This is a genomic window from Pseudoalteromonas sp. SWYJZ98 (assembly GCF_015864495.1).
Lineage (GTDB): Bacteria > Pseudomonadota > Gammaproteobacteria > Enterobacterales > Alteromonadaceae > Pseudoalteromonas > Pseudoalteromonas distincta.
Window position 1 is genome coordinate 1 of record NZ_JADYXA010000028.1, and the last position, 23,274, is coordinate 23,274.

Annotated in this window: 23 protein-coding genes; 15 read left to right on the top strand and 8 right to left on the bottom strand. The window is 40.0% G+C overall.

Annotated elements, in window-relative coordinates:
• Positions 1-154: 154 nt before the first annotated feature.
• The 6 genes from I6F10_RS14415 to I6F10_RS14440 all read right to left on the bottom strand — a co-directional run bounded on the left by I6F10_RS14415 (position 155) and on the right by I6F10_RS14440 (position 6,432).
• Entirely contained in the window at positions 155-1,906 is a 1,752-nt protein-coding gene (locus I6F10_RS14415; RefSeq protein ID WP_165744039.1) for a DEAD/DEAH box helicase, read from the bottom strand.
• 127 nt (positions 1,907-2,033) lie between these two features.
• A complete protein-coding gene (locus I6F10_RS14420) occupies positions 2,034-2,570 on the bottom strand; it encodes a hypothetical protein (RefSeq protein WP_024603759.1) in 537 nt (178 codons plus the stop codon).
• A 146-nt stretch (positions 2,571-2,716) separates the two neighbouring features.
• The gene (locus I6F10_RS14425; protein ID WP_002958531.1) at positions 2,717-2,971 is read right to left on the bottom strand and encodes a hypothetical protein; all 255 of its coding nucleotides are present in this window, start codon (positions 2,969-2,971) and stop codon (positions 2,717-2,719) included.
• A gap of 25 nt (positions 2,972-2,996) precedes the next feature.
• The gene (locus tag I6F10_RS14430) at positions 2,997-3,473 is read right to left on the bottom strand and encodes an FKBP-type peptidyl-prolyl cis-trans isomerase (RefSeq protein ID WP_007585579.1); all 477 of its coding nucleotides are present in this window, start codon (positions 3,471-3,473) and stop codon (positions 2,997-2,999) included.
• A gap of 2 nt (positions 3,474-3,475) precedes the next feature.
• Positions 3,476-5,896, bottom strand: a complete 2,421-nt coding sequence (locus I6F10_RS14435; protein ID WP_231619972.1) for a Lon protease family protein — start codon at positions 5,894-5,896, stop codon at positions 3,476-3,478.
• A gap of 77 nt (positions 5,897-5,973) precedes the next feature.
• Positions 5,974-6,432 (bottom strand): zinc ribbon-containing protein, encoded by a 459-nt coding sequence (locus I6F10_RS14440; RefSeq protein ID WP_007585575.1) that lies wholly within the window; start codon positions 6,430-6,432, stop codon positions 5,974-5,976.
• A gap of 196 nt (positions 6,433-6,628) precedes the next feature.
• On the opposite strand from I6F10_RS14440, the gene leuS reads away from it, so the two are divergent.
• The 13 genes from leuS (at position 6,629) to lipA (ending at position 19,381) form a co-directional block, all read left to right on the top strand.
• Entirely contained in the window at positions 6,629-9,217 is a 2,589-nt protein-coding gene (gene leuS, locus I6F10_RS14445) for a leucine--tRNA ligase (RefSeq protein ID WP_007585573.1), read from the top strand.
• A gap of 1 nt (position 9,218) precedes the next feature.
• Entirely contained in the window at positions 9,219-9,710 is a 492-nt protein-coding gene (locus I6F10_RS14450; RefSeq protein WP_010554703.1) for an LPS-assembly lipoprotein LptE, read from the top strand.
• Positions 9,710-10,747 carry a DNA polymerase III subunit delta gene (gene holA, locus I6F10_RS14455; RefSeq protein WP_010554702.1) on the top strand — a complete coding sequence of 346 codons (1,038 nt, stop codon included), beginning with the start codon at positions 9,710-9,712 and terminating at the stop codon, positions 10,745-10,747. The genes I6F10_RS14450 and holA overlap by 1 nt, the downstream gene beginning before the upstream one ends.
• Positions 10,748-10,768: 21 nt before the next feature.
• Positions 10,769-11,404: a nicotinate-nucleotide adenylyltransferase gene (gene nadD / locus I6F10_RS14460; protein WP_024603762.1), complete on the top strand. Its 636-nt coding sequence runs from the start codon at positions 10,769-10,771 to the stop codon at positions 11,402-11,404.
• 55 nt (positions 11,405-11,459) lie between these two features.
• On the top strand, positions 11,460-11,777 hold the full coding sequence (gene rsfS / locus I6F10_RS14465; RefSeq protein ID WP_007585564.1) for a ribosome silencing factor: 318 nt from the start codon (positions 11,460-11,462) through the stop codon (positions 11,775-11,777).
• Positions 11,778-11,814: 37 nt separating this feature from the next.
• The gene (rlmH, locus tag I6F10_RS14470) at positions 11,815-12,285 is read left to right on the top strand and encodes a 23S rRNA (pseudouridine(1915)-N(3))-methyltransferase RlmH (protein WP_007585562.1); all 471 of its coding nucleotides are present in this window, start codon (positions 11,815-11,817) and stop codon (positions 12,283-12,285) included.
• A gap of 9 nt (positions 12,286-12,294) precedes the next feature.
• Complete coding sequence (mrdA, locus tag I6F10_RS14475) at positions 12,295-14,163, top strand: penicillin-binding protein 2 (RefSeq protein ID WP_197099061.1); 1,869 nt, start codon at positions 12,295-12,297, stop codon at positions 14,161-14,163.
• Positions 14,160-15,266 carry a rod shape-determining protein RodA gene (gene rodA / locus I6F10_RS14480; RefSeq protein WP_024603684.1) on the top strand — a complete coding sequence of 369 codons (1,107 nt, stop codon included), beginning with the start codon at positions 14,160-14,162 and terminating at the stop codon, positions 15,264-15,266. Before mrdA ends, rodA begins: the two co-directional genes overlap by 4 nt.
• Entirely contained in the window at positions 15,266-16,030 is a 765-nt protein-coding gene (locus tag I6F10_RS14485) for a septal ring lytic transglycosylase RlpA family protein (protein ID WP_039489313.1), read from the top strand. The genes rodA and I6F10_RS14485 overlap by 1 nt, the downstream gene beginning before the upstream one ends.
• A gap of 99 nt (positions 16,031-16,129) precedes the next feature.
• The gene (locus I6F10_RS14490; protein WP_002958518.1) at positions 16,130-17,293 is read left to right on the top strand and encodes a serine hydrolase; all 1,164 of its coding nucleotides are present in this window, start codon (positions 16,130-16,132) and stop codon (positions 17,291-17,293) included.
• Positions 17,294-17,467: 174 nt separating this feature from the next.
• Positions 17,468-17,746 carry a DUF493 family protein YbeD gene (gene ybeD / locus I6F10_RS14495; protein ID WP_002958517.1) on the top strand — a complete coding sequence of 93 codons (279 nt, stop codon included), beginning with the start codon at positions 17,468-17,470 and terminating at the stop codon, positions 17,744-17,746.
• Positions 17,747-17,765: 19 nt separating this feature from the next.
• Positions 17,766-18,419, top strand: coding sequence for a lipoyl(octanoyl) transferase LipB (gene lipB / locus I6F10_RS14500; RefSeq protein WP_010554695.1), 654 nt, complete (start codon positions 17,766-17,768; stop codon positions 18,417-18,419).
• On the top strand, positions 18,416-19,381 hold the full coding sequence (gene lipA / locus I6F10_RS14505) for a lipoyl synthase (RefSeq protein WP_002958515.1): 966 nt from the start codon (positions 18,416-18,418) through the stop codon (positions 19,379-19,381). Before lipB ends, lipA begins: the two co-directional genes overlap by 4 nt.
• Before the next feature lie 70 nt (positions 19,382-19,451).
• On the opposite strand, the gene I6F10_RS14510 is transcribed toward lipA, so the two are convergent.
• On the bottom strand, positions 19,452-20,738 hold the full coding sequence (locus tag I6F10_RS14510) for a VCBS domain-containing protein (protein ID WP_165744027.1): 1,287 nt from the start codon (positions 20,736-20,738) through the stop codon (positions 19,452-19,454).
• A 255-nt stretch (positions 20,739-20,993) separates the two neighbouring features.
• Here I6F10_RS14510 and I6F10_RS14515 point away from each other — a divergent pair, with 255 nt between their 5' ends.
• The gene (locus I6F10_RS14515) at positions 20,994-21,233 is read left to right on the top strand and encodes an RNA recognition motif domain-containing protein (RefSeq protein WP_002958513.1); all 240 of its coding nucleotides are present in this window, start codon (positions 20,994-20,996) and stop codon (positions 21,231-21,233) included.
• A gap of 103 nt (positions 21,234-21,336) precedes the next feature.
• On the opposite strand, the gene I6F10_RS14520 is transcribed toward I6F10_RS14515, so the two are convergent.
• On the bottom strand, positions 21,337-21,489 hold the full coding sequence (locus I6F10_RS14520) for a hypothetical protein (protein ID WP_165744026.1): 153 nt from the start codon (positions 21,487-21,489) through the stop codon (positions 21,337-21,339).
• Positions 21,490-21,631: 142 nt separating this feature from the next.
• On the opposite strand from I6F10_RS14520, the gene I6F10_RS14525 reads away from it, so the two are divergent.
• Positions 21,632-23,251, top strand: a complete 1,620-nt coding sequence (locus I6F10_RS14525) for a M28 family metallopeptidase (RefSeq protein WP_165744025.1) — start codon at positions 21,632-21,634, stop codon at positions 23,249-23,251.
• Positions 23,252-23,274 lie beyond the last annotated feature (23 nt).

Below are 23,274 nucleotides of genomic sequence, written 5' to 3' on the forward strand. Positions count from 1 at the left end.
AGTAAGACCTTTACCAGCCTGAAGTTCAGCTAATGCTTTGTTGAAATCGAAAGATTGAGTCATGTGTCACTCCTGTTTTCTTAATAATACTGAAATGACACAGATTTCTAAACACTACCTTGCCTTTTAGTCCAATGTACTCTATCAGTTAAGCTTAACGGCTTAACTGATTTGCCTTCCTAAAATTGCCTTTATAGTCAAATAGCTTATCAGCCACTTTCCAACCATACTTTTTGCTTTTTCGTGCAATAACAAAATCTGGTGGTACTAATTCAAATTGTGCGCTTACTACTTGCGCTGCAGTTTTAAAATTAATAGGTGTTTGTCCAAGTCCTACTCGTAGACCAAATTGCTTATTAAATATAAATTGCCCGCCCTTATTTGCGAGGTTATATACCTCATCGCAACTTGCACCATCTTCATCAAAATACGTTACTTTAATAAGTTCATCTTTAATTAGAGTTACCGATAACCCACTACATCGAAGCACAAGTGCGTCTTTTAAGTTTAATGCATTGCGTAACTTATCATCAGGGTCGGCCATTACCGCGCCGCAATCATGGCATTTACGTGCAGCAATATCATTTTGGGCACCGCACTGCTCACATTCTTTAAACCTAAAACGATAATCGCACTGCTCTTTTGTACCTTCATCATTTTCTAACAGGCCTTGGCAACGCCTGCCAAAGTGCTCTATTACTTTGCCAGTGGAGTCTGTTTTACCCCAAAATATATTCGCAAACCCACAACCAGGGCAAAGTACCTGCACAGGTTCATTATCACTATCGCCTTTTTTATCACCTACTTCTGGGTGAAATAAATTAAAACCATTGCCAGCATAATCTATTACTAAGCAATCCGTTTTCGATTCAGATAACCTTAAACCTCGCCCCACAATCTGTTGATATAAACTAACCGATTCTGTAGGTCTTAAAATAGCTATAAAGTCGACATGTGGCGCATCAAACCCTGTAGTTAGTACCGAAATATTAACTAAATACTTTAATTGTTTAGCTTTAAATTGCTTAATGATTTTATCGCGCTCGGTGTTTGGCGTATCACCTGTTATTAGTGCACTTTGATGAGCTGGCAAGTAGCTTAATATTTCCTGGGCATGCATTACCGTGGCGGCAAAAACCATAACACCTTCGCGCTCTTCACTGTATTGAATTACTTGCTGTAATATAGCCTGCGTTGCGCGCTCACTGTTTTTTAAAAGCGCATTCATGTCATCAGTCGTATATTGCCCAAATGCATTGCTATCTAAGGACGAAAAATCATAATGGCTAATTGCAGCATCAACTTCGTTAGGTGGCGTTAAATAATTATATTTTATCATATACCTGAGCGGCAATTCAAAAATACAACTTTTAAACGGACTTTCTTGAGTACCCTTAACAAAACCATGATAATGGTGGTGGTATATCCACCCCATTCCTAACCGATAAGGTGTTGCTGTTAAACCCAATACTTTTAAGTGAGGGTTATACTCTTTTAAACTGTTTATTACTTTACCGTACTGGCTTTTTTTATCCCCATTTACCCTGTGACATTCATCAATGATAAGTAATGAATAATGCTCATTTAATTTATTTAAATTACGGGAAAGTGATTGCACACTGGCAAAGGTTACTTGATGGTTTAATGATTTTTCTTTTAAGCCTGCTGAAAATATACTCGCCTCTAAACCAAAACTTTTATATTTTTGCGAATTTTGCTCTACCAGCTCTTTTACATGAGCAAGCACTAATATTTTTTGCTTAGCTATACGCGCAAGTTCAGCAATAACCAAACTCTTACCTGCGCCGGTTGGTAGTACAATAACGGCAGGATCATTACTCTTTCTAAAGTGTAAAACGGTGCGTTCTACGGCTTCTTGCTGGTAAGGTCTTAGTTTATAGCTCATGAGAAAACAAATAGGTTCGACTGAAGAGATTTTAGCAAATAATAGCTGGGAGTTTTAAACTTTAATTATATTTTATTGAGGGGTAAACAAAAAAGAGAAGCCGAAGCCCACCAGCATGTTGGCGGCGCTAAATAGTATAGTCGTCGCCCCGTCTCTTCATTTCACTAATAACCAGCTCAACCATTTGTTGTTTTATTGCTGCTTGCTCTGACTTTAACTCCCCTAATTGCAGCTCTAACATATCTATTTGTTCTTGCTGTTGCGTGTTTTTATATTTTTTTGCACCTAGGTGCTCTGCATCAAAAGTTAAACTCGCATCACTTTTATTCGGCTCACTTGCAGAAGTGTTTATAGTTAAACTACGTTGTACGGGGCTTTGTTTAAGTTTATTAATTTGCTCTTGCAGCGTAATAACTCGCCCAGCGAAGTGCTTGTATACTTTTTCTAGGTTTTTATATTGATTGCCAAACGTAGCGTTATCTTCACTATATTCTTGCGCTTTGGTATCTAGAAACTTTGATAACACATATTTTGGCTCTTCCTCATTTTCTTCCTCGCTCTTTTCTTCACTCGCTTTTTCAACAGGTAGTTTATCTGATTGCGCTAAAGTTTGAGCATTTGAGCTGTGTACTTGGTATGCAATGGGAGTCGGTGAAATCTTCATTATTTTATCCCTAAAATAGCTTTGTCTCTTTTATAGGTATCGACCTCGCATTAAAATTCTTGAGTAAATTTTCATGTTAGCTAAAAGCAAAAAGCCCCACTTTATTAAAGTAGGGCTTATACCAATTTATTAAACTAACTCGTTGCTTACTTAGTGCTTTGGTTATCTTGTGAGAGCGCAATAAGTGCAAGCGCCGCATTTAGGCGAGTATTTAAATTATTATAAATAGTCATTCCAAACACACCAATAATACAAACTATTAAACCCATTTGTAGGTTAACGCTCATCTCTAGTAAAAAAACAGCTGCAACGAGTAAGCACAGCGCTAATGCATAAATAATAGATTGAAAGGTAAAGTTAATATCACCCTTGGCTATTTTAAGTAATTCGTCTTTATTCATAATTTACTTCCTTGTTATTTGATCACTAAGACTCAATTGCCAGTAACTCTACTTCAAATATAAGTACTGAGGCAGGAGGAATACTCCCTACACGTTTTTCGCCGTACGCTAATTGGTGCGGTACATATAGCGTGTATTTATCGCCGGGGCTCATCAGTTGTAAGCCCTCAGTCCAACCTTTAATAACTTGGTGTAAACCAAAGCTAATCGGTGTTTTACGCTCTACTGAACTGTCAAACACAGTGCCGTCGATTAGTGTGCCGTGGTAATGCACGTTAACCATACTTTTTGGGGTTGGTGTGTTTTCGTTTTCGCTTTTATGGATTACTTTATACTGCAAGCCAGAAGTCGTTTCTACTACGCCTTCTACCTTTGCGTTAGCGGCTAAATAGTCTGCACCTATTTGTGCATTTATGCCTGCTTGTTGTTTTGCTTTTTTACTATTTTGAAATATTAAAAAACAAAAAATGGCGATAACTACCGCCAAAATTATATTAATCATCATTAACCTTTTTCGCTGTCTAGCTCTTCGTCTTTTTCGTCATCATCGCCGTTTACTATGTCGGCAATCTCTTTGAGGCGAGCAAGTGCAATACCGTTTACTGAGTTTTCTGGATACTGGTCATCAATAATATCGCCAGCTTCTATATCCATTAACAAGTTAAGCGCTTGGTCTACGGTTTCAACTGCGTAAATATTGAATTTACCCGCTTCAACCGCATTAAGTATTTCGTCATCAAGCACTAAGTTAACTTGGTTTGATTTAGGAATGATAACGCCTTGCGAACCTGTTAAACCACGCATTTTACACAGTTTAAAAAAGCCTTCTATTTTTTCGTTTACGCCACCAATGGCTTGTACATCACCATGTTGGTTTATAGAGCCTGTAAGCGCAATTGATTGGCTAATAGGTAGGCTTGTAATAGACGAAATAAGCGCACACAACTCTGCTAAAGATGCGCTATCGCCATCTATGTAACCATAGCTTTGCTCAATGGCAATATTAGCGCTAAGCGTTAAGCTAAAGTGCTGCGCATATTTATTACCTAAATAACCGGTAAGTAGCATTACCCCTTTTGAGTGAATTGCTTTGCCAAGCTCAGCTTCGCGTTCAACATCTATTACGCCATCAGCGCCAGCATAAACCGTTGCCGTAATACGCGCAGGGGTACCAAATGAGGTATCGCCAATGTGTAATACGGTTAAGCCATTTACTTTACCAATGGCTTGGCCGTCGGTTGCAATAAGTGTGTGACCTTCTTTTATATCACTGAGCATATTTTCGCTAATTTGGCCGGTACGGTATTGCTTGCCTTCAATGGCTTCGTCAATATGGTGCGCGTCAATAACGGCTAATTTGTCTTGTTTTGCGTAGTAACTGGCCTCTGCAATAAGTTCAAGTACATCAGCAAAACGCGCTGATAATTTATTTTGATGCTCAGCTTGGCGGTAACTAAATTTAAGTAAACGCACCATAGCAGCCTGCGTTGCAGTGCACTTTAATGTTTGCTCGCAATACTCGGTTACTTTAGTAATAAACTGGTATTGCAATTTATCGCTACTTGGCAAGTAGTAATCAAAGTCAGCTAATACTCTAAATAGCTCTGCAAATTCTTCATCGTACTCACCTATGGTGTAGTACAACTCGCGCGAACCTAATAAAATAATTTTAACATCAAGCGGTATAAGCTGCGGGCGAAGTGTAAAGCTCGTCCCTACTGTGCTGTCTTGATACGGTAAGTCGTTTTTAATTTGATGTGTTTTTAACGCGAGTTTTAAACCATCCCACACTTGTGGGTTTGCCATGATTTTTTCAGCGTCCATAATTAAATAGCCGCCATTAGCACGATGCAATGCACCAGCCTGAATTGAGCGATAACAGGTAATTAAAGAGCCTTGCGATGTTGAGTACTCAATTTTGCCAAATATATTGCCAAACGTTGGATTAGGCTCGTACACAACCGGTGCTGCGTCGTCCTCTTTAAACTCAACTAAAATGTTAGGTGCAAAAAAGTCGGTAAGCATGCCTTTGCGATCAAAGTCTTCTTTGCTTTCTTCACTTTCATCTTCGTCATCTAGCCATTCAAGTACCGCGTCTATAATTTCAACGCGTATATCTTTTAAATAGCGCAGTACACCAATATGCGTGGCATATTTATGTTCTAAGTCTTTTAAAAGTGGTTTAGTGGCTTGCTCTGCAGTCGACTTTTTAAGATTGCGTTGTTTTTCTTTTGATTCGCGTTTCCAACGTGGCAGCTCTATTAACGCTTCTATTAATGCATCTTCTAGCTTTTCAATTTTTTCAAAAAACTCTTCACGTAACGTTTCTTCAAGTTCGCCAAATTCGCTGTCGCTCAATTGTTTACCATCTACAAGTGGTGCAAACCCTACTGAATTTTTTTCTTCAACTAATGCAACGCTTTGCTCAAACGCCGCAATTTCTACTGCGGTAATAGCACTGTCGTAGGCATCGTTAAATTCACGATCGATTGATTTTTTCTTACGCTGATACGCTGGGTTATCAAATGCCGCAGGAAAGGTGTCGAGTACTTCATCTAAAAATGAATCTATATCGTCACTAAGTTGCTTGCTTTGACCTGGTTGCATAAACAGCGCAATAGGTTCTCTGTGGTCATCGTAATTGTTTACGTATAACCATTCGTTTGGCGTTGAGCTGTCTTTTGCGTGTTGTTTAAGTTTATCTTTAACAAGCGTAAAGCGCCCGTGAGCGGCCTCGCCCATTACATAAACGTTGTAACCCGGCAGTTCCATCCCTAATGAAAAATCTAAAGCACTTTGGGCGCGTTGTTGGCCTATAAACGTAAGTTGCTCTGGGTATGGATTGTTCATACACGTGTTTACGTGATTAGTAGAAATACTCGGTGCGAGTTTTGAAACAGATAGTGGCAGCAATTTTTTCGTCATTCTAACTTCTTTTTTTACCAGCATATTCGCTGGCCTTTGGGCGTATTAAGTGGCCCGCAGCCACTTAATACTTATATTTAAGGGTGCAGTGCCTTACGACTAAAATAGATTCCATCACATTCAATACACGGTGTAATTTGTGTAGCGTGATAAACATCGTAACTATGGGTGCAATTCTTACATACTAATGTGCCCATGGCTATCCATTCGCCTGCGTGATACACACCATTGTGCTTAAAATCTTGGCTAAGAGATTGCCACTCAAGTTGAGTTTTATCTTCTATGTGCGACAGTTCAAACCAAAGAGACTCTTTAAGCTCTTGCCATGCAAGCGAATTATAGTGTGATTCGTTCTCTACTATATGTTCAATATCATTCTTTAAATAACTTTTGTAGAGCTCATATCTTTCTTGACTTAAATCTTTAAGCGCCTGCTCAGATTCAACAAACCCAGAAACCACATCTTTTAAACCATGCTCTTTCACATCTTTTATCCAATGGGTAAAACTGCTAAGCCATGTTTTGTAATCAGTCATTTTTTACTCCTTCAAAATTGCTGTTAAATCAGTCTGTAACTTATGCCTTTAGCTAACCACACTATAAAAAGGCAGGTTAACCTGCACTGAAAGTTACAATTTAATAAAAGCATGTTTTTGACGCTGTGAATAGTGTTTTATTTGGGGTATCCTAACGGCAATTTTTTATTAGTTTGCAAGAAGTCTGGAACCATAGATGCAAGAGCAATATAACCCGCAAGATATAGAGTCAAAAGTACAAAGCTACTGGGAAGAAAACCAGGTATTTAAAGTCACTGAAGATGAGAGCAAAGAAAAGTATTACTGCCTTTCTATGTTCCCTTATCCGAGTGGTCGACTGCATATGGGTCATGTGCGTAACTACACCATTGGTGATGTTGTTTCTCGTTTCCAGCGCCTGCAAGGCAAAAACGTAATGCAACCTATGGGTTGGGATGCGTTTGGTTTACCTGCAGAAAACGCTGCTATTAAAAACAAAACAGCACCAGCTAAGTGGACATACGAAAATATTGATTACATGCGTACTCAACTTAAGCAATTAGGTTTTGGTTATGACTGGGATCGCGAAATTGCGACATGTCATCCAGAATACTACAAGTGGGAGCAGTGGTTTTTCACTAAGCTTTACGAAAAAGGCCTAGTGTATAAAAAAATGTCGACAGTTAACTGGGATCCAGTAGATCAAACAGTACTCGCTAACGAGCAAGTTATTGACGGTCGCGGTTGGCGTTCAGGCGCTGTGGTTGAGCAAAAAGAAATTCCACAGTGGTTTATTAAAATTACCGACTACGCACAAGAGCTACTTGACGATTTAGACAAGTTAGAAGATTGGCCAGAGCAAGTTAAAACAATGCAGCGCAACTGGATTGGCCGCTCTGAAGGGTGTGATATTGAATTTAAACGCACCGATAACGACGAAACATTTAGCGTATACACAACTCGTCCAGATACCTTTATGGGTGTTACGTATGTTGCTGTTGCTGGTGGTCACCCTATTGCGCAAGAAGCCGCTAAAAATAGCGACGCTATTGCAATGTTTGTTGAAGAATGCAAAAACACCAAAGTTGCCGAAGCAGACATGGCAACAATGGAGAAAAAAGGCATAGCAACAGGCTTTTACGCCACTCACCCATTAACGGGCGAGCAAGTACCAATTTGGGTTGCTAACTTTGTATTAATGCATTATGGCTCAGGCGCTGTAATGGCAGTACCTGCACACGATCAACGCGACTTTGAGTTTGCAACAGCGTACGGCCTAGATATAAAACAAGTCATTGCGCCTGCTGAAGGTTCAGATCTTGAAGTAAACCTAAAAGAATCAGCATTTACCGATAAAGGCGTACTTGTAAATTCGGGTGAATTTAACGGCCTTGATTTTGAAGCTGGTTTTAAAGCGATTGCCGATAAATTAGAAGCACTCGGTGTTGGTGAGCGTAAAGTAAACTTCCGCCTGCGTGACTGGGGTGTGAGCCGTCAGCGCTATTGGGGTTCTCCAATTCCAATGCTTAGCGATGAAGATGGTAAAGAACTTGCTGCAACAGAAGATATGCTACCAGTTCGCTTACCAGAAGATGTGGTAATGAACGGTGTAACTTCACCACTTAAAGCAGACCCAGAGTGGGCTAAAACAACAGTAAATGGCGCACCTGCGTTTCACGAAACTGATACGTTTGACACCTTTATGGAATCGTCTTGGTATTACGCACGCTACTGTAGCCCACGCTACGACGAAGGCATGCTAGATCCAGCGGCTGCTAACTACTGGTTACCAGTAAACCAATACATTGGTGGTATTGAGCATGCAATTTTACATTTATTGTACTCACGCTTTTTCCATAAATTATTACGTGACTTTGGTTTAGTTAATTCAGACGAGCCGTTTGACCGCTTACTTTGTCAAGGTATGGTACTTGCTGAAACATTTTATCGTAAAGATGAAAAAGGCGGCGACATTTGGATTTCGCCAACTGATGTTAATACCGAAACCGACGAAAAAGGCCGCGTTACTAAAGCATGGCACAAGGAAGACGGCGAGCCGGTATTCTCATCAGGCATGAGCAAAATGTCTAAGTCTAAAAACAATGGTATAGACCCACAACATGTAATTGCCCAGTATGGTGCAGATACAGTGCGTTTATTCATGATGTTTACAGCACCACCAGAGCAAACGCTTGAATGGTCAGACTCAGGCGTTGAAGGCGCGCATCGTTTCTTAAAACGTGTATGGAAGTACGCGGTAGACGTTAAAACAGTAGGTTACCAAGCACTTGATAAATCAGCGCTAACTAATCCGCAAAAAGTACTACGTCGAGACTTACACAAAGCAATTGCTAAAGTGACTGATGATGTTGAACGTCGTCAAACCTTTAACACCGCTATTGCAGCTATTATGGAGCTTTCTAATAAGTTATTAAAAGCACCACTGAGCGACAAACAAGATGTAGCGATTGCTAACGAAGCACTTGAAGCATTAGTTATTATGCTTGCACCTATTACTCCGCATTTATCGCATGAGCTTTGGAAAGAGCTTGGTAAAAAAGGCGAAATTTTAGATGCTGCATGGCCAAAAGTTGACGAGTCTGCACTTGTTGAAGATGAAAAACTAATCATCGTACAAGTAAACGGCAAGCTTCGCGCTAAGTTAACAGTGGCAGCTGGTGCAACTCAAGAGCAAGTAGAAGCCCTTGCGTTTGCAGAATCTAACGTAACTAAATTTACTGATGGCTCAACCATTCGTAAAATCATTTACGTACCAGGCAAGCTACTTAACGTGGTAGCTAACTAATATGGCTGCATTTAACGCCATTAAAAATGGACTAGCCTTAGTGCTAGTCTGTTTTTTGTTATCAAGCTGTGGCTTTCATTTAAAAAAAGCCTCTAGCCTGCCTGATAACTTAAAACAGCTAACACTTGTAGGCGATGACGAAAAATCGACTTTATTCACTGAGCTTAAAAAAGAGCTTAAAGCGAGTAACGTAGAGTTAGTATCGTCAGCTAAAGATAAAGCCCAATTGTACTTACGCAAAGAAAGCATTGAACGCCAAACACTTTCGCTGTTTCAAAACGGCCAAGTTGCTGAATATGAGCTCGCTTATGGCGTATCGTATGTAGTTAAACGCCCAGGTGAAAAAGCGATAGAAAAACGTTTTGAGCTTTACCGTAATTACCAAGACGATCCGGATCATGCATTAGCAAAAGCAAAAGAGCTTGAGCTACTTATTAGCGAAATTCGTGAGCAAGCCAGTCGTCGTATTGTTAGAGAGCTGTCGCAACTATAATGCGCTGCTACGCTAATCAACTACCGAGTGAATTAAATAAAGGGCTAAAGCCCTTTTATTTAGTATTTGGAGAAGAGCCTTTTCAAGAAGCGCAGTGCGTACAACAAATTCGCGACAGTGCTAAGCAACAAGGTTTTGATGAAGTAATTAAGTTTACTTTAATGCAAGGATTCGATTGGCAAGAAATTATAGCCCAGTACCAAAGTATGTCGCTGTTTAGCGCCCGCACTATTATTGAGCTTGATTTAAACCAACAAAAGCCAGGCGTTATTGGCAGCAACACCTTTAAAAAAGTAGTTGAGCTGGTTAATCCCGATACTATTTTAATTGTTAAAGGCGCTAAAGCCAGCCAAGAAGTACAACGTGGAGCATGGTTTAAAGCTCTTGATAAGCAAGGTGTATTTGTACCTTGCTACCCGCTTACGGGCTCTCATGTAAAACGATGGCTTGATGAGCAATGCCAACGTTTATCACTTAATATGCAAAGCGACGCCAAAGTAAGCTTGATAAATGCCACCGAAGGCAACTTGTTAGCCTGTTTTCAGGAACTTGAGAAGCTCTCGCTACTGCACGGCAATGCATTAATTACTCAGCAATTAGTAATGCAAGGTCTGTTAAACCAAGCCAAGTTTGATATTTTTGATTTAAGCGATGCGCTATTAAATGGCCACGCTAAACAAGCTATAAAAGTATTAAACAAACTTGCCAGCGATAACACCGAAGTGGTGAGTATTTTGTGGGCTATAACCAAAGAGCTTAATACACTTATAAGCGTGCAACTTGGTTTATTAAATGGCGAACCTATCGCTAATTTATTTAAACAAAAAGCAATCTGGAAAAACCAACAAGGTCCAGTACAAAATGCTATTAACCGTTTAAACATGCATACACTAGAACAAATAAACAGTGATGTTGCGTTGTTTGATGCCAGTTACAAGCAAGGTAATTTAATTGCACCTTACCAAGCGCTTGCTCATATTTGTATTAAATTTTGCCAGCCGCTCAACATTCCTATGCCGTGCCACGCGGTTAATTAATAAATAGCTAATGGGTGTAAAATGATCGCAATTTTTGGTGGCACTTTCGACCCAGTCCATTTAGGCCATCTAAATATGGCGCTGCAATGCGTAAATGCGTTTAATTTAAATACGCTTTATTTTATGCCCTGTGCATTACCTGCACATAAAGCAGCTCCGGGTATTAGTGCAGAGCACCGAATTAATATGCTCAACGCAGCTATTGCTCCTTACCCTCATTTTGAACTCGATTTAAGAGAACTTAATCGAACCGGTCCATCGTATTCGTTGCTGAGCTTACAAGAACTTCGTAAAGAGCACCCCACTACACCTATTTTATTTTTAATTGGTATGGACTCATTTAACAACCTAGATAAGTGGTTTGAGTGGAAGGCAATAACGCAGCTTTGCCATATTGTGGTGTACCAGCGCCCTGCTCAACATTGCACTGTAACAGGTGAGCTCAAAAGCTATATGCAACGCGCAAATGCCGGCGAAGTAGCGGCACTTAAACACTCACTTGCAGGTAAACTTTATTTTTTACCGGGCGAAATGCTCGATGCGGCCTCAAGCACCATTCGCGAACAACTGAAAAAAAGTAATAAAAAGAATGAACTATTGCCCGATGCAGTGAGTCATTACATAGAAGTGCATCAGCTCTATCAAATTGATGCTTAAAAACTCCTAGCGTGTTAAAATGCGCGCCATTAAATTTTTAAATTGAGACAAAACCTTGGATTCAAAACAACTACTCGCCTTTGCTATGGACAAAATTGACGATATGAAAGCGCGTGACATCGTTCATATTGACGTTACTGGAACATCAGATATCACAGATTACATGGTAATTTGTTCTGGTACTTCTAAACGCCACGTACAGTCAATTGCCGATCACTTAGCAAAAGAAGCGCGTCATGCAGATTCAGAGCCATTAGGTTATGAAGGTGAAGGCGACGGCGAATGGGCACTGGTTGATTTAGGTGATGTGGTTGTACACGTGATGCAAAACGAAGCACGTAGCTATTACGATCTAGAAAAACTGTGGGGCTAAACGCTCACTCATTTTAGACAATGCTTGGAAGTAATACGTGAAAATACAAATGATTGCTGTTGGTACTAAAATGCCAGCATGGGTAGAAACGGGATTTGCAGAATATCAGCGACGTTTCCCTAAAGATATGGCCCTAGAGTTAATTGAAATTCAAGCCGGAAAACGTGGTAAAAATGCAGATATAAAACGTATTTTACACATTGAAGGTGAAAAAACATTAGCGGCTATTCCAAAAGGCAATCGTATTGTAACGTTAGAGGTAACAGGGAAAGCGCTGGATACTCACCAACTTGCTAAAAATATGGAAAAATGGCAACTCGATGGCCGCGATGTAAGTTTACTTATTGGCGGACCTGAAGGACTTGCTCCAGAGTGCATTGCAGCTTCTGAGCAAAAATGGTCGTTATCTAATTTAACATTGCCGCACCCTTTGGTGCGTATAATTGTTGCAGAGAGCCTTTACCGAGGCTGGAGCTTAAATAACAACCATCCTTATCATCGCGAGTAACCCCTTGCCATGCTAAAACATAGACCCACTATTCGTGACCACTCCGCAGAAGCAAACTTATTTGCTAGGCGAGCATTCGTGGGTTTTGTTTTTGTATTAGGATTAGTCGCTGTATTGCTTTCTAATCTTTATACTATTCAGGTAGAAGATCACCAAGACTACCAAACCCGCTCCAACGATAACCGCATTAAAGTTATTCCTATTGCACCCAACCGTGGTTTAATTTACGACCGTAACGGTGTGCTACTTGCTGAAAACAAACCTGTTTACAACCTTGAAGTCATCCCCGAAGAGGTAGATGACCTTGACGAATCGCTTGATCAAATAAGTAAAATAATTGCGATTACAGAGCAAGATAAACAAGACTTTTTAAAAGATATAAAACACACCCGTCGTTTTAAATCACAAGTATTAAAAGCCCGCTTAGACGAAACTGAAGTGGCGAAATTTTCGGTTAATCAACATAAATTCCCTGGTTTTAGTATTGAGGCACGTCTGGCTCGCTACTACCCATTTGGTGACACGCTAACGCATGCGCTTGGATATGTTGCCAAGCTTAATAGAAAAGAGCTAAACCAATTAGAGCAAGAAGACCGTGCAACCAATTACCGCGCCACACATGATATTGGCAAACTCGGCATAGAGAAATATTACGAAGAAACACTGCACGGTAAAGTAGGCTCACAACGGGTAGAAGTTAATAACCGTGGCCGTGTAATACGCACCCTGAGCATGACCCAACCGCAACCAGGTAGCGACTTAGTACTGACTTTAGACGTTGGCTTGCAACAAATAGCACAACACGCGCTTAAAGATATGCGCGGCGCTGTTGTAGTTATGGACGCCAAAGATGGCGGCGTGCTGGCACTTTATTCAAACCCAAGTTACGATCCAAACTTATTTGTACACGGCATTAGCAGCAAAAATTATAAAGCGCTGCTTAACCAAGACCGGCCATTAATAAACCGTACTACGCAAGGTCGTTATGCGCCGGCCTCTACTGTAAAGCCTTTAATGGCAGTATTAGCGCTTGAAGAAAATATAGTAAATGAGTCAACATCAATGTGGGATCCTGGCTTTTTTCAAATTCCAAATGTTGAACATAAATGGCGAGATTGGAAACGTTGGGGCCATGGTCATGTAGATGTATATAAAGCGATTGAAGAGTCGTGTGATACCTATTTTTACGATGCGGCTTATCGATTAGGCATTACTAAAATAAGCGATTTTATGGCCCGTTTTGGCTACGGTGATTTGTCAGGTATTGATATTCACGAAGAAACTACTGCTATTCTACCTTCAAAAGAATGGAAAGAAGTACGCTTTAAAGAATCTTGGTGGCGCGGTGATACTATTTCGGTAGGCATTGGCCAAGGTTACTGGACTGCCACACCTATTCAAATTGCAAATGCAACTAACATATTAGTTAATCGTGGTATTAATCATCCCCCTCATTTGGTGCAAGTGATAAAAAAAGATAACGACATAACGCAAATTAACAACGAAGAAAAACCCCCTGTTATTTTAAAAGATCCGCGCCATTGGCAGGTATCGTTAGATGCAATGCATAATACAGTACAAAAAATATCAGGCACAGCCCACAAAGCATTTAAAGGGACTAACTACGACTCGGCTGGTAAAACCGGTACCGCGCAAGTAGTTAGTATTGCCCAAGGTGAACGCTACGATGCAGAATCTCTTAAAGAGCGCCAACGCGATAATACAATTTATGTAGGCTTTGCACCTTATAGCGATCCTAAAATTGTGGTTTCTGTTGTGTTAGAAAACAACCACGGCGGCATTCAAATAGCTCGCCAACTTATGGATTACTACTTTGCAGCCAACCCTGTTAATCTTGCAAGGAACGAGACACCATGACCGCTTTGCACGATAAACGCTCTATTTGGATGCGTATGCACCTAGACCTACCGCTGCTTATTGCACTACTTATAATGATGGCTGGCAGCATAATAGTTGTTTACAGCGCAAGCGGGCAAGAGTCTTCTATGATGATTAGGCACATGACCCGCATGGGCGGTGCGATTGTTGCTATGATTGTTTTAGCCCAGTTTTCGCCTGCCACGTTAAAGCGGTTAGTGATCCCACTTTATTGTGTTGGGTTATTAATGCTAGTCGGTGTACTTTTATTTGGTGTAAGCTCAAAAGGCGCGCAGCGTTGGCTCAATTTAGGGGTGACACGATTTCAACCTGCAGAATTAATGAAGTTGGCTGTCCCGATGATGGTAGCTTGGTATATAGGTAGAAACCACTTACCACCTCGCCCGCTACATTTAATTATTGGTTTTATGATTGTAATGCTCCCTACATTATTAATTAAAGAACAACCCGACTTAGGTACCGCTATACTTATTGCAAGCTCAGGTATATTTGTATTATTTTTGTCTGGGTTGAGTTGGCGTTTAATAGGCTTTTTAAGCTCGATTATAGCGCTTGCTGCATGGCCATTTTGGCACTACGGTATGCACGATTATCAAAAACAACGTGTACTCACCTTTTTAGATCCTGAGAGCGATCCGCTTGGTTCGGGTTATCATATTATTCAATCGAAAATTGCTATTGGATCAGGCGGCATAGAAGGTAAAGGCTGGTTGCTTGGTACACAATCGCAATTAGAGTTTTTGCCAGAGCGCCACACCGACTTTATATTTTCGGTTTTAAGCGAAGAATTTGGCTTATTCGGCGTATGTGTTTTACTTAGCCTGTACTTATTTATTATTGGTCGTGGTTTATACATTGCTGTTAATGCACAAGATGCATTTGGTAAATTGCTCGCAGGCGCACTCACCCTCACCTTTTTTGTATATGTATTCGTAAACATAGGCATGGTATCGGGTTTATTACCTGTTGTAGGCGTACCACTACCACTGATTAGTTATGGCGGCACATCAATGGTAACGCTCATGGCAGGATTTGGCATTATTATGTCAATCGCAACAGATAAAAGGATGCTTTTAAAATAATGCGACACACTAATCAGCTTATATTTACCACGTTATTAATTTTACTTTTAAGTGCTTGTAGTAGTGGGCCAAGTAGCCGTTATAGTATGCGTCATGATGCAGCGCCATTAAGAGCTCCAACTACACTTGAGATGCAAGACGCTATAGTTACCGAAACCACTAAAAGTGCTAGCGCTAGCCGCCCATACACAGTGCTTGGTAAAAGCTATTCGCCCATGCTTGATGAGACGGGTTATAGTGAGGAAGGCATTGCCTCTTGGTATGGTCGTAAATTTCATGGTTACCACACTTCAAATGGTGAAACGTATGATATGTTTGCCATGACCGCAGCGCATAAAACGCTGCCACTACCTAGCTTTGTTAAAGTAACCAATACAGCAAATGGTAAGTCGGTAATCGTACGCGTGAACGACCGTGGCCCATTTCATGACGATAGAATAATTGATCTTTCGTACGCAGCCGCTTATAAGCTTGGCTACTACACCCATGGTACAGCAAAGGTTAAGCTAGAGGCCGTTACGCTTGCGGGCGCAACTGCGCGTCAAACCTATATTCAGGTAGCTGCAGGTAGTACACTTGCTAATATTGAAGCACTTGCCAGCACATTGCGAGAGCAATACAAATTACCAACAAATATTGTGCAAAAAGACGATATTTACAGACTGCATTTAGGGCCAATAAAAGATACCCCTCATGCAAACGAAGTATTAAAAAAATTAAAAGAAAATCAATTTCAAAACGCGTTCTTGCTTTACACTCAGTAAGACTAATACCCAAACCAGCCCAAGATGCTCGCATCTCGGGGTAGTTTGGGTATAAAATGGCGTAACGCGAATCTTTAACTTTAACCATTAATGAGTATGATGAAATCTATTAAACATAAAATCCTCAAAGGTGTATGCGGCCTAGTTTGTACAGCCGCCGTATTCTCAGCCAGCGCCCAAATTATTCCGGCACCACCTCAAGTTAATGCGAAAGGTTATTTTTTAGTCGACTTTACAACTGGTAAAGTTATTGCTGAAGGTGAAGCCGATACACAGCTAGCACCTGCAAGTTTAACTAAAATGATGACCAGTTATGTAATTGGTACTGAAATTAAAGCAGGTAATATTGCCACTACCGATATGGTAACGGTAAGCGAAAAAGCATGGGCTAAAAACTTTCCAGAATCTTCAAAGATGTTTATTGAAGTAGGTAAACAAATTAGTGTTGATGAGCTTAATCACGGTATTATTATTCAATCAGGTAATGATGCATGTGTAGCAATGGCTGAGCATATTGCTGGAAGCGAAAGCGCATTTGCTGATTTAATGAATGCCCATGCTGCTAAATTAGGTATGAGCAACAGTCACTTTATCAACAGCCACGGCCTTGATACTGACGAGCACTTCACAACTCCACGCGATATGGCGACACTTGGTGCTGCTCTTATTCGTGATGTGCCAGATGAATATGCACTTTATAAGCAAAAGTCATTTACTTATAACGGCATTAAGCAATATAACCGTAACTCATTATTATGGGATGAAAGCTTAGATGTTGACGGCATTAAAACAGGGCATACATCAGAAGCTGGTTACAGCCTAGTTACCTCAGCAACTAAAAACGATATGCGTTTAATTGCTGTTGTTATGGGTACCTCAAGCGAACGAGCTCGTAAAGTAGAAAGTAAAAAGCTACTTAACTATGGTTTTCGTTTTTATGAAACAATTACTCCGTACAAAGCAGGCGATAGCTTTGCAGAACAACGTATTTGGATGGGTAACAAAGAGAACGTATCTTTAGGTATTTTAGAAGATACACCAATTACTATCCCACGTGGTCAGCATAAAAACCTTAAAGCTAACTTTGAGCTAGATAATACGCTTGAAGCACCACTTGCTAAAGGTACTAAAGTAGGTACGTTATTCTTACAACTAGAGGGCGAAGATATTGCTCAATACCCACTAGTTACACTTGAAGAAGTGGAAGAAGGCAGCTTCTTTAGCAAAATTTATGATTACTTACGCTTACAGATCATGCAGTAATTTATATCTCCCCTATTAACTAGGTAACTAATTTAAACGTCTCCACTGTGAGGCGTTTTTTTTTGCTTGAAAAATGTTAGAATGCGCCCCATATAAGCAAGACTGCTAATTGCCTATCTGTATTAAGCTTCAAGCTTGCATAGAGTCCACACTTTTGTATGAGGAGTCACCGTCGTGGTTCAACCTGTTAAAGATACTAAATTTGATGAGTACCTAGAGTACCCTTGCCCATTTACATTCAGAATAATGGGTTTAGCTAACGTAAACTTAACTGATCAAATTTTAGCTAAGTTACAACCAATAGCACCTGGCGATTACGCCCCTAAAGTAAAACCAAGCAGCAAAGGTAATTACGAGTCAGTAAGCCTTGTAGCAACAGTTACTAGTGGCAAACACATTGAAGAAATTTACAACGTGATCAGCAATATTGATGACGTACGCCACATGCTTTAATCCATAGTTGAGATTTGTTGTGAACGAAAACACTTTGATCGTACGCCAACTGGGTCGTCAGCGTTATATGCCAATTTGGCAAAAAATGCAGGACTTTACCGACACCCGTGATGAAAATACGCCAGATGAAATTTGGCTTGTAGAGCACGAGAGTGTATTCACCCAAGGTCAGGCTGGTAAGGACGAACACTTACTAGCTCCTGGCGACATTGAGGTGATTAAAGTTGACCGTGGCGGGCAAGTAACTTACCACGGCCCTGGCCAGCAAATGATGTATGTATTATTTAATCTACGTCGTTTAAAGATTGGTGTACGTGAACTGGTTACTTGGCTTGAAGAGTGCATTATTGAATCACTCGCCGAGTATGGTATTGAAGCTTATGCTAAAGCTGATGCACCAGGTGTATACGTTAATGACAGTAAAATTGCATCCCTTGGTTTAAGGGTTCGTCGTGGTTGCTCGTTTCATGGCTTAGCATTAAATGTTAACATGGACCTAAGTCCATTTTTACGCATTAACCCATGTGGTTATGCGGGCATGAATATGGTGCAAACTAAAGAATTAGATGGTCCTCAAAACCTAGAAAGTGCGGGTGAAGGATTGGTGAAACACATGATCAAGAAGCTTAATGCAACACAGGTTAAGCATACTGAAGGGTTTGAAAACGAATGAATAAACCAGTCAAAATGGAACCAGGTGTAAAACTACGCGACGCAGAAAAAATGGCGTTGATCCCAGTAAAAGTTTTACCTACAGAAAAAACTGAAATGTTGCGTAAGCCAGAATGGTTAAAAATTCGCTTACCTAAATCAACCGATCGTATTGACGGTATTAAAAAAGCGCTACGTAAGCATGGCTTACACTCGGTATGTGAAGAAGCTTCGTGCCCTAACCTATCTGAATGTTTTAACCACGGTACAGCTACCTTTATGATTTTAGGTGCAATTTGTACTCGTCGTTGCCCATTTTGTGATGTTGCTCATGGTCGCCCATTAAAACCTGATGCCACTGAACCTGAAAAGCTAGCACTTACTATTAAAGATATGAAGCTAAGCTACGTTGTAATCACTTCAGTTGATCGTGATGATTTACGTGATGGTGGTGCACAGCATTTTGCCGATTGTATTCGTGAGATTCGTAAACATAATCCAACTATTACTATCGAAATTTTAGTACCTGATTTTCGTGGTCGTATGGACCGCGCACTAGAGATATTAATCGAGACGCCACCAGATGTGTTTAACCACAATCTTGAAACTGCGCCACGTTTATACAAACTAGCTCGTCCAGGTGCTGACTATAAATGGTCATTAGAGTTACTTCGTCGCTTTAAAGAAGCTCACCCAGAAGTAAAAACTAAATCAGGCTTAATGGTTGGTTTAGGTGAAGAAATTAGCGAAATTGAAGAAGTACTTCGCGATTTACGTGCTCACAACGTTGACATGCTAACTGTAGGCCAATACCTACAACCTTCTAAGCATCACTTACCGGTTAAGCGCTATGTGCCACCAGTAGAGTTTGACGGCTTAAAAGCATATGCAGACGAAATTGGCTTTACTCACGCGGCTTCTGGCCCGTTTGTACGTTCAAGCTACCATGCTGATCAACAAGCAGCGGGTAAAGAAGTGAAATAATCACTTTTCTCAAAAAATTAAAAAAGCCGTTAATAATGCATAATTATTAACGGCTTTTTCATGTTATAGCTTACTGCGCTATCTTACCTTTTGTAATAGAAAAATCAGCAAACCTAACACGTTCTTCATCAGCGCGAAGGCTGTCGGTATCAACAATTGAGCGGTATATTCCCCACTTAGGACGAGCAAAATCAGCATCACTAAAGCCGCGCCACATATCTATGTTTTGCTCGCTTATATTAAATATCTCTGCATTATCGCTTAAGCGCGTTAACGTCATATCTAACTTGCCATTTTCACTAAATGTAGCTTGTACAAATACCTCGACCCATTCATCTGTAATGAGTGACCAGTCGGTTTCAATGAGGTTTTTATCAAGCCCTGTGCTGTTGCCGTTTTCATCAAACCCTGCGCTATATCGCACTTGCAGCTGATTACCTGTACTGTTTTTTTGTGCTCCAGAGAGAGTGATAATAGGCTGGTCGTCGTTGCCATTAGTATTATCGTTGCTGTCATTTCGAGCTTTTATTTGAAAAAAATGGCTAAACTTACTCGTAAGCTCAAGCTCGCTGCTTACTTTAAATTTCCAGCTATATTGAAATGTCTCACCCTCAAACGCCAGTGTTTCTTGTGGTGATTTATCGTAGGTTTTTATTTCGTTACGTTGTCTATCACTTACGCCTTTGTCTTTATCTTGGTCATCATCTCGGTGAGCTAAAAAGACAAAATGGTTACCAATTATCGTATCGGTATCTTCGATAATATGGACAACACTTTCATGATTGCCAGCGTATAAGTCTGGAGATTCAATTGACCCCTCGCCGAAGGCATTTTCAATAAGTGTGTATGCGTCAAACCCCGAATTAACGCCATCTGATCGCAATAAAACGTGTGATATTTTCTCAAAGCCATCAGCTTGAGCTATTGGTGCACCTACAATTGTTATGATAATTTGTGCGCTAGTACCATCTACAGAGTTTACTGTTATTGTATCTTGTAGTGTTTCACCTTCACTTAAAGATGTTATTGATGCGTTTAAATAGTCAAGTGTGTATGACCAATCTCCACCAGCATTTAAGCTAAAAAAACCATAGCTTGTAGCGCTATTTTCTTGTGCTACAAAAGCAGCTTCACCTGATTGTTGATCCGTAATAGTTAACGAGCCTGTTATTGTATCATTCCTATCGCTAATAACTTCACCTAGAGTGTTACCACCAATTGTTGCAGGAGTTTGTGAAGAAATCGCTTCATTATTTTGCACCGTAGGATCAGAGCCTGAGCTGCCACAACCAGTAACTAAACAAGATAGAAGTATAGCTGTAACTGTATTACACGGTTTAAGGGGATATTTAGACATGAGTAGTTCTGTGGTTAATAGTAAGTTAATTAAATACAAATTTACCAATTTATTGTACAAACAACCACAATTCAATTACCAATTAATATTACCAATTTACTGATATTTTAAATTTAATTATAAAATCTATTATTTTCATAGTGATACAAAAAATTATTTCTATAGAGTGTTTATTTATATTTGTTTTAAAATAAAATTAGGTTAAACCTGAGTTACTTGAGATAATTAATACTGACATAATTATTTAGGTTCATTATGAAACTATTAGTTCGTAACTTGTCTCGTGCTACCACTGAGCATGAGCTTCGTACTTTATTTGCAGAGCACGGTAAAGTGACTACCTGTAACTTGGTACTTGATAAAGAAACTGGCCAATCTAAAGGTTTTGCCTTTGTAGAAATGCCAAACGACATAGAAAGTAAAAGCGCAATTACTGCACTTAACCAATCTACTGTTGATAAAAGTAAGATCCGCGTAAAACTTGCAGACGCATAAAGCTAACTGCAACTTATGCAAAAAAACCAGCTAATGCTGGTTTTTTGCTTTTAGTGCCAAGTATTGTATTTAAGCTTTATATTTAGCTAAAAAAACTAAGCGGTTATTCAATCGCTTTTTTTATACTTATAGTGCCCAGTATTATAAAAGAAGCAGACAGCACAAAAAATGTCTCCTGCTCAGCTAATATTGCAGCAGCAAAAAATGCAATGCCACTAGCTATAAATAAATACCCACTTTTTTTACATTGGCCCATTATGTGCTCCTTTAGATTGTTCGTTATTTATACGCCTTATAAAATCAATCTGCAATTGAATGAAAAGTTCTCTATAAAAATTCGACATCGCTGCGGTGCTTCCTTTATATTGAAAGCCTAATTAAATAACAATATGAAGACTATGGCATCTACTCTTTTAAAAAGCGCTAGCCTAAGCTTGCTAGTTGCACTCTTTGGCTGCTCAGAGCCTGCAAGCGAACAAACTCCATTAGAAAATACAGCAGGTGTAAGCCTTAGCAATATTAAACAGCATATTAAAACGCTAGCCTCTGATGACTTTGAAGGCCGAGGCCCGCTTACTCATGGTGAAGTAAAAACCGTAGGCTACTTAAGCGAGCAATATAAAGCGCTCGGTTTAACCGGTGCTTATAAAGGTAAATACTTACAGCCTGTAAAAATGGCAATGGTGACAGCTAATCAGGATATGCAGTTAAAGGTAGGTGATTTAAGCTTTGAATCAGGTAAAGACTTTACCGCACGTACCGAGCAACTTCAGCCATTAATTGATGTACGCAATTCTGACGTTGTATTTGTTGGCTATGGGATTAATGCACCAGAATATAACTGGAATGACTATAAGAATATTGATGTAACTGGTAAAACTTTAGTTGTGCTAGTTAACGATCCAGGCTTTGCTACTCAAAACTACGCCCTTTTTACTGGTAATGCAATGACCTACTACGGTCGTTGGACTTATAAATATGAAGAAGCCGCTCGCCAAGGTGCAAAGGCTGTATTTATTGTTCATGAAACCGCACCTGCGGCATATCCTTGGGGCGTAGTTGAAAGTTCAAACACCGGCACTAAATACACGTTAATGGATAACAATTTAAACGCGTCTAAATTACCGGTTATGGGCTGGCTAACACTTGATGCGACCGAGCAAATGTTTAACGCCGCAAAGCTTAACTATCAAGATTTAAAACAAGCAGCATTAAATAATGGCTTTAAAGCGACGCCACTTAACTTAAAAGCAAACCTTGCCTTTAAAAACGAAGTATCACATGCCAAATCGCATAACGTAGTTGCACAAATTACAGGTAGCGAATCACCTGACGAATACGTTGTTATTAGCGCTCACTGGGACCACTTTGGTACTAAACAAACTGATACTGGCCCTAAGATTTATAATGGCGCGGTAGATAACGCTTCAGGCACTGCAGCCACGCTTGAAATAGCACGTATAATGAGCGAAATGAACAAGCAAAAACCATTTAAACGCTCAATTATTTTTGCTAACTTTACAGCAGAAGAAACAGGGTTAATTGGTTCTGAAGAGTTTGCATCGGGTGCGGTTGTACCTACAAAACAAATGGTCGGTTTATTAAATATTGATGGCATGAACGTGCTTGATGGCACTGACTACATTTTACAATACGGTAAAGATTTATCGACAATGGAAAACTATTTAGCAAAGGCTGCAAAATCACAAGGCCGTGTTGTTAAAATGGATCCTCGCCCGCAAAATGGTTTGTTTTTTAGATCAGATCATTTCTCGCTTTCTAAGCAAGGCGTGCCTAGTTTATTATTTATGAGTCTGGGTGATACCGATCCTGAGTACATTGCGCATAAATACCATAAAGAAGCAGACGACTACTCAGCTGGTTGGTCGTTAGGTGGTGTTAAGCAAGATATAGATCTTATTGTTGATATAGCCACACAGCTTGCAAATAATGGCGATTGGCCAAAGTGGACGAGCGAGTCTGACTTTAAAGCCAAACGCGCACAAGATAAGCAATAAATAGCTATTAAATAGTTATGTAA

Coding starts and splice junctions, on each gene's coding strand:
- I6F10_RS14415 (WP_165744039.1), bottom strand. CDS start 1,906: ATGAGCTATAAACTAAGACCTTACCAGCAAGAAGCCGTAGAACGCACC.
- I6F10_RS14420 (WP_024603759.1), bottom strand. CDS start 2,570: ATGAAGATTTCACCGACTCCCATTGCATACCAAGTACACAGCTCAAAT.
- I6F10_RS14425 (WP_002958531.1), bottom strand. CDS start 2,971: ATGAATAAAGACGAATTACTTAAAATAGCCAAGGGTGATATTAACTTT.
- I6F10_RS14430 (WP_007585579.1), bottom strand. CDS start 3,473: ATGATTAATATAATTTTGGCGGTAGTTATCGCCATTTTTTGTTTTTTA.
- I6F10_RS14435 (WP_231619972.1), bottom strand. CDS start 5,896: ATGACGAAAAAATTGCTGCCACTATCTGTTTCAAAACTCGCACCGAGT.
- I6F10_RS14440 (WP_007585575.1), bottom strand. CDS start 6,432: ATGACTGATTACAAAACATGGCTTAGCAGTTTTACCCATTGGATAAAA.
- leuS (WP_007585573.1), top strand. CDS start 6,629: ATGCAAGAGCAATATAACCCGCAAGATATAGAGTCAAAAGTACAAAGC.
- I6F10_RS14450 (WP_010554703.1), top strand. CDS start 9,219: ATGGCTGCATTTAACGCCATTAAAAATGGACTAGCCTTAGTGCTAGTC.
- holA (WP_010554702.1), top strand. CDS start 9,710: ATGCGCTGCTACGCTAATCAACTACCGAGTGAATTAAATAAAGGGCTA.
- nadD (WP_024603762.1), top strand. CDS start 10,769: ATGATCGCAATTTTTGGTGGCACTTTCGACCCAGTCCATTTAGGCCAT.
- mrdA (WP_197099061.1), top strand. CDS start 12,295: ATGCTAAAACATAGACCCACTATTCGTGACCACTCCGCAGAAGCAAAC.
- rodA (WP_024603684.1), top strand. CDS start 14,160: ATGACCGCTTTGCACGATAAACGCTCTATTTGGATGCGTATGCACCTA.
- I6F10_RS14485 (WP_039489313.1), top strand. CDS start 15,266: ATGCGACACACTAATCAGCTTATATTTACCACGTTATTAATTTTACTT.
- I6F10_RS14490 (WP_002958518.1), top strand. CDS start 16,130: ATGAAATCTATTAAACATAAAATCCTCAAAGGTGTATGCGGCCTAGTT.
- lipA (WP_002958515.1), top strand. CDS start 18,416: ATGAATAAACCAGTCAAAATGGAACCAGGTGTAAAACTACGCGACGCA.
- I6F10_RS14510 (WP_165744027.1), bottom strand. CDS start 20,738: ATGTCTAAATATCCCCTTAAACCGTGTAATACAGTTACAGCTATACTT.
- I6F10_RS14515 (WP_002958513.1), top strand. CDS start 20,994: ATGAAACTATTAGTTCGTAACTTGTCTCGTGCTACCACTGAGCATGAG.
- I6F10_RS14520 (WP_165744026.1), bottom strand. CDS start 21,489: ATGGGCCAATGTAAAAAAAGTGGGTATTTATTTATAGCTAGTGGCATT.
- I6F10_RS14525 (WP_165744025.1), top strand. CDS start 21,632: ATGGCATCTACTCTTTTAAAAAGCGCTAGCCTAAGCTTGCTAGTTGCA.